Source organism: Pseudomonas sp. SbOxS1, assembly GCF_013416725.1.
In the GTDB taxonomy this organism is placed as follows: Bacteria; Pseudomonadota; Gammaproteobacteria; order Pseudomonadales; family Pseudomonadaceae; genus Aquipseudomonas.
On record NZ_JAAVXC010000080.1, the window covers coordinates 1 to 1,528 of the forward strand.

A 1,528-nucleotide genomic window follows, 5' to 3' on the forward strand; every position below is an offset into this window, starting at 1 on the left:
GCCGGTTTAGCCGCGCTGGGCCAGGGAGGGCCCATCGCGGCGACCCACGGAGCAATGCCGGAGTGAGGGCATGCCGAGCCTAAGCGAGGCACCGAGTGGTGGGGCATGTACGGATCAACCACATAGGTAACATAAAAGTTCAGGCACATCGGTAACACCTGATCACTCATTTGTAATCACTTCAAGCGTTACGTAACCGTCCCTGGCGTCCTTTTCATCGAAGCGGCCTAACACGACCGGTCCAAAAATAACGTCCCAAATGCCCTCGCTTATGTTGTCCAAACCCACTATTTCACGTTTGAGCACATAACCCACATAAATCCGGAGCCGGCCTTTGTTCACCACTCCACAAGAGTCCACTACGTAGGCTTCGATATGACTTGGGTATCTCATCTCCGGTAGTTTTTCTGGATAAAGGCGCGACGAACTGATGTAGCAAGACCCTGGTGTTCGCTGCCCCAGGGCCTCATGAAAACGCTCATGATTGTAGTGCTGCATGAACAGATCGAAATGCTTCTGCTGCGCACCCCACTCGATCTCAGGGGGGCGTGGCAAAGTACTTTTTAATGTCCGGTGCATTCGCTCGTGCCGCCCATTCTGCTCGGGTCGGCCAGGCTGGATTCTTTCCGGGATGATGCCCAGTCGCAGCCACCAAATAGACAGCTGTGACAATCCCGCACGCCCGCTACTGGCAAAGGGAACACCATTGTCGGTGCGAATACGTTCGGGCATTCCGTATGTTCTAAACAGCCGTTCAAAGGTCGCCTTGGCATCCTTGAAGGTGGTGCTCGGCATGCTCTCGCATGCCAAGAGAAATCGACTGGCGTGATCCATGACCGTCAGGGGGTAACACCAAACGCCTTCCCCTGTCAGGTATTGGCCTTTGTAATCGGCGCTCCAGAGTTGGTTGGGGAGGTCAGCCTTCTTCAGCGGTTTGGGATAGATTGCTACCCGCTGACGTAATCGTCGTGGTGTCACCAACCCCGCCTTTTTAAGCACGTTGTAGATGGTGGTTTTGGAGGGTGGCGACTGATCCGGAAACCGCTCGACCAATGCCGTCTGAATTTTCTTTGGGCCCGGCGTGGTTTGTCCTTGGCCACGCAGCTCAAGAATGGCCTCTTTGACCGCAAACGGCACGGCCTGAGCTTGAGAGTGCCGCTTGCGACTGCATTCCGCCAAACCGTTAACGCTGTCCGCGTTGTAGCGGGCCACCCACTTGTAGCCAGTCTTGCGACTGATGCTGTGCGCCGCACAGAGTTGGCTGAAATTGAGTCGACCGGACAGGTAGTCGGCAATGAACATCACTTTCAGGTCCATAGGTTTCAGCTCTCGCCACGGCATGGTCAGATCCTCGGAATCGACCAGTGCCAGTTAAAAACTGTTACCTATGTGCTTGAACTGTTTTGTTACCTATGTGGGTGAGTCATACCGGCAAAGCCTTTTGCTTCCTTTTTGGCGTTTGAAAAAGGGAGTCGCTAATGAAATGGTCACCCCCGCCGCCCCCTGTGATCGCCCACTAAGCTTTCAC

General features: G+C 54.6%; 1 protein-coding gene. It reads right to left on the reverse strand.

The genetic code is table 11. The features are described from left to right. Positions 1-162: 162 nt before the first annotated feature. Positions 163-1,341, reverse strand: coding sequence for an integrase core domain-containing protein (locus tag HFK74_RS32900; RefSeq protein ID WP_180207227.1), 1,179 nt, complete (start codon positions 1,339-1,341; stop codon positions 163-165). Positions 1,342-1,528: the final 187 nt, after the last annotated feature.